This is a genomic window from Halorubrum sp. AJ67 (assembly GCF_000513435.1).
Map to the genome: position 1 here is coordinate 23,611 of NZ_CBVY010000022.1, position 4,722 is coordinate 28,332.

The 4,722-nt window shown below is 67.3% G+C and carries 5 protein-coding genes; 3 read left to right on the forward strand and 2 right to left on the reverse strand.

Annotated elements, in window-relative coordinates; translation table 11 throughout:
- Positions 1-90: 90 nt before the first annotated feature.
- Both BN903_RS13845 and BN903_RS13850 read right to left on the reverse strand, forming a co-directional pair.
- The gene (locus BN903_RS13845; RefSeq protein ID WP_004049526.1) at positions 91-225 is read right to left on the reverse strand and encodes a DNA-directed RNA polymerase subunit P; all 135 of its coding nucleotides are present in this window, start codon (positions 223-225) and stop codon (positions 91-93) included.
- Positions 226-229: 4 nt separating this feature from the next.
- A complete protein-coding gene (locus BN903_RS13850) occupies positions 230-496 on the reverse strand; it encodes a 50S ribosomal protein L37 (protein ID WP_048078289.1) in 267 nt (88 codons plus the stop codon).
- Between the two features lie 238 nt (positions 497-734).
- On the opposite strand from BN903_RS13850, the gene BN903_RS13855 reads away from it, so the two are divergent.
- From BN903_RS13855 to pyk, 3 genes are all read left to right on the forward strand, one after another.
- The gene (locus BN903_RS13855; protein WP_048078290.1) at positions 735-2,183 is read left to right on the forward strand and encodes an ATP-binding protein; all 1,449 of its coding nucleotides are present in this window, start codon (positions 735-737) and stop codon (positions 2,181-2,183) included.
- 139 nt (positions 2,184-2,322) lie between these two features.
- On the forward strand, positions 2,323-3,258 hold the full coding sequence (locus BN903_RS13860; protein ID WP_048078291.1) for a thiazole biosynthesis protein: 936 nt from the start codon (positions 2,323-2,325) through the stop codon (positions 3,256-3,258).
- 491 nt (positions 3,259-3,749) lie between these two features.
- Positions 3,750-4,722, forward strand: a 973-nt coding sequence (pyk, locus tag BN903_RS13865; protein ID WP_048078292.1) for a pyruvate kinase, incomplete at its 3' end; no start/stop codon positions are given.

The following is a 4,722-nucleotide window of genomic DNA, read 5'->3' on the forward strand; positions in this document are numbered from 1 at the left end:
CGACGCGAGCGCGTCGCTCGGAGGGGTAGGTAACGGAGAGGACCGTCTCGTGTGGTCGCGTCGCCGTCACGGTCCGGAGAGAAAGCGGCGTTACTCGACGTTGACTTCCTTGACGTCGCCGCCGCGTTCCTTCAGGAGGACGCGGTGGCCGCAGTACGGACAGCGCACGCCGCCGTACTCGTCGAGGGTGACGTCGCGCTTACAGCGGGAGCACTTGTAGCTCATCGTCCTATTCCTCGTCGGCGAGCGCGGCGCGGATGGAGCGGCGGACGGTGCGACCGCCGGGCGTCTCGGGGCGGTACGCGCCGCCCGTGAACGTCTCGCCGGTCTCCTCGTTGACCCAGATGCCGGTACCCTTGCGCGTGACGTCGTCGCCGTCGACGGTCGCGTTGCGCATCTCCGCTTCGATGTCCTGGACCCGCTTGCGCGCGACCCGGCCGTAGCGGGCACCGAATCGGCCCGCACTTCCGGTGCTTCGTGCCTTGTCCTCAGCCATAGTGAGTCCGTCTACCGCCAGCGCGGGTAAAAAGGCTACGAGTCGCAGCGGGCGACACGGCCGCGAGCCGCGTCGGCCCGCGCCGTCCGGCCGGGTTCGTTACCGCCGCGAGGATCCGAAGTATTTTTATTGAAGACAGAACGGCCGATACGCGACGCACGTCGGTCCTAAAACCGTCTCGATGCCGTTTCTTCGTCGTAGGGTTTTATACTGTGTATCCCCTTACAACTGTAGCTCCATGTCTATCGAAGACCCTCAAGAGGCAGCGACCGCGCCCGTCGAAGTACTCCACGTCGACGACGATCCGTCGGTGCTCGATCTGACCGAATCCTTCCTCGACGCGGAGCTGGACGGGGTCGCGGTCACGACGACGACCGAGCCTGAGGGGGTGATCGACCACCTCGCGGCCGGGACGTTCCACTGCGTGATCAGCGATTACGACATGCCGGGCCGCGACGGGCTGGAGGTGCTCTGTGACGTGCGAGACGAGTACCCGGACCTCCCGTTCATCCTGTACACCGGGAAGGGGAGCGAAGAGATCGCCGCCGAGGCGATCAACGCCGGAGTCACCGGCTACCTTCAGAAGGGCGGCCCGGACCAGATCCGACGGCTCGCCAACCGGGTCGAGCACGCGGCGGTGGAGTACCGGAGCCAAATCGAGTCCGAGCGGTACTCGACGGTTCTGAAGGCGCTCGACTACCCGATATACGTCGTCAACGAGGACGCCGAGTTCGAGTACGTCAACGAGCCGTTCGTCGATCTCACCGGGTACGACCGCGAGGAGATAATCGGGAGCTCGCCGGGGTTGATCAAGACCGAATCGGACGTGAAGAAGGCGAACGAGAAGCTCGCGGAGATCGTGTCGTCGACGGGACCGGAGAGACGGAAGTTCAGCGTCGACATCCGGTCAAAGGACGGGAAGGAAATCCCGTGTTACGACCACATGGCGGCGTTACCGTTCGACGAGGAGTTCCGCGGATCCGTCGGCATCCTCCGGGACGCCTCCGAGGAACAGCGGCGGCGCGAGGAGCTACTCCGGCAGAACGAGCGGTTAGAGGAGTTCACCTCGGTGGTGTCCCACGACCTCCGGACGCCGCTGAACAACGCCGAGGCCGCGGCGGAGTTGGCCCGACTGGACGGCGACGAGGAACACTTCGACCGGCTCGCGTCGGAACACGAACGGATGGAGCAGATGATCCGAGACCTGCTGCGGCTCGCCCGCAACGGACGGACGGTGTCGGAGACGGAGCCCGTCGACGTGGGTGCGGTCGCGTCGGAGGCGTGGAAGTCGTTCGGCTGTCCGACCGACGAGCTCGAACTGCCCGACGGTGAGCTGGTCGTCGAGGGCGATTCCGCCCGGGTCCGACAGCTGATCGAGAACCTTCTGCGCAACGCCGTCGACCACGGGCAGTCCCCGGTGAGGGTGCGCGTCCGCGAACACGCCGGCGGATTCCACGTCGAGGACGACGGCCCGGGGATCGACGAGGACCGGGTCGACGAGGTCTTCGAGCCGGGGTTCACGACCGCGTCCGACGGCACCGGGTTCGGACTGACGATCGTCAAACGGATCGCCGACGCGCACGGGTGGGCGGTCGACGTGACGGAGAGCGACGCGGGCGGCGCTCGGTTCGAGTTCGCGGTCGACGCGAAGGCGAACGCGTCGCTCGAAGAGCCGCACGTCGTCTGATTCGGGAGTTCTGTTTTCACGATTTCGCCGGTCTGGACTCCGATCACGCACGTCGACCGCTCTCTCCGTCGTTCGGAGATGGGGAGACGCGTCTTTCGACCGCAACACATTTCACAACTGAGTAATACTACCAAGTTGTATGGACGGATTCAACGGCTTTGCGGACGTGAGCGAGACCGACGTAACGCGGGCTATCGGTACCGAGTGGACCGACGGCTTCTTAGACTTCACTGACTCCGAGGTCATCGTTCTCGGGGGCGGTCCCTCCGGGCTGATGGCCGCGAAGGAGCTGGCCGAGCGCGGCGTGAAGGTGATGATCGTCGAGAAGAACAACTACCTCGGCGGCGGGTTCTGGCTCGGTGGGTTCCTGATGAACACGGTGACGGTCCGTGACCCCGCACAGGAGATCCTCGACGACCTCGACGTGGACTACGAGCCGGTCGACGACGTCGACGGCCTCTACACCGCGCCGGGGCCGGAGGCCTGCTCCGGGCTGATCAAGGCGGCCTGCGACGCCGGCGCGCGCGTCCAGAACATGACCGAGTTCACCGACCTCGTCGTGCGCGAGGACCACCGCGTCGGCGGGATCGTGATGAACTGGACGCCCGTCCACGCGCTCCCGCGCGAGATCACCTGCGTCGACCCCATCGCGGTCGAGTCCGACCTCGTCATCGACGCGACCGGACACGACGCGGTCGCGATCAGCAAGCTCGACGAGCGCGGCGTGCTCTCCGCGCCCGGCATCGAACACGCGAAGGAGCACAACACCGGGATGGACCAGACCGGCGACGGCGAGTACGGCGCGCCCGGCCACGACTCGCCCGGCCACGACTCGATGTGGGTGGGCGAAAGCGAGGACGCCGTCGTCGAACACACCGGCGTCGTCCACGACGGCCTGATCGCCTCCGGGATGGCGGTCGCGACCGCCCATGGCCTCCCGCGGATGGGACCGACGTTCGGCGCGATGCTCGTCTCCGGAAAGAAGGCGGCGCAGACGGCGCTCGACGAACTCGGCTCCGACGCGCCCGAGGTCGAACTATCGACCGGCGGCGCACCCGCCCCCGCTGACGACTGAGACGCGGATCGCGGCTCCGGGATCGGTCCGAAACGATCGGCGAGATCCACCCCCTTCCGGCCCTCCAGCCGCTCGCTACGACGTAGTCGCTACCGATACTCTGACCGAGACCGCCGAAGCCCCAGCCGCGAGGACTCGCGCACCTCGCTGCGCGCTTCAGTCGTTCGCTTCGCTCACTTCTTCCAGTGCTTACGTCGGTGTGCTTCGTCCTCGCGGCTGCCCCTTCGATTCCCGCCCCGCGACAGCACCGCACCTCACGCCTCCCCAGCCTCGTCAGTCGCCTCCGCGTTGCTCCGGCGACTGACTTCCTCGCCCGGCGCTCCTCGCGCCCATAAAAGGGCGCTCGGAGGCGCGCGCCACCGTGGATTTCGGTCTGCCTCGTCGCGGCGTCTGTGGGTATGACCGTCTCGTGGTCGCCGTTCCTCACGAACGTTCACTCGGGAACGATTCAATCGTGGCCCTTTTTCCGCCCCTGCGCCGAACCCGGCGGTATGCGCAATGCCAAGATCGTCTGTACGATCGGTCCCGCCTCGGACGACCGGGACACGATCCGCGACCTCGCGGAGGCGGGGATGTCCGTCGTCCGACTCAACGCCAGCCACGGAACGACCGACCACCGGGAGACGGTGATCGAGCGCGCCCGGACCGTCGACGACGAGATCGACGACCCGCTCGCGGTGATGGTCGACCTGAAGGGACCGGAGGTCAGGACCGCCGAGATCGACGAACCGATCGAACTCCCGACCGACTCCGAGGTCGCCTTCGTCGAGGGCGACGACGCGACACCCGAGCGAGTCGGTCTCTCCCACTCCATCGCGGCCGCCGGATCGGGCGACACGATCCTCTTGGACGACGGCCGGATCGAGTGTCGCGTCGAACGCGTCGACGGCGAGACCGTGGTCGCGACGGTCGTCTCCGGCGGGACGCTGAAGTCGCGAAAGGGCGTGAACCTCCCGGGCGTCGCCATCGACGTCGACCTGATCACCCCCGAGGACGAGGCCGAACTCGACCTCGCGGCGCGCACCGACGCGGACTTCGTCGCCGCCTCGTTCGTGCGCGACGCCGACGACGTCTACCAGATCGCCGACGAGCTGGAGGCCCGCGGCGGCGAGGACATCCCGATCGTCGCCAAGATCGAACGCGCCGGCGCGGTCGAGAACTTGGAGGGGATCGTCGACGCCGCCGACGGCGTGATGGTCGCCCGCGGCGACCTCGGCGTCGAGTGCCCCCTCGAGGACGTGCCCGTGATTCAAAAGCGGATCATCCGCACCTGCGTCAACGAGGGCGTCCCGGTCATCACCGCGACGGAGATGCTCGACTCGATGGTCTCCTCGCGGCGGCCGACCCGCGCGGAGGCCTCCGACGTGGCGAACGCCGTCCTCGACGGCACCGACGCCGTAATGCTGTCGGGCGAGACCGCGGTCGGCGACGACCCCGTGAACGTCGTCGAGACGATGGACCGGA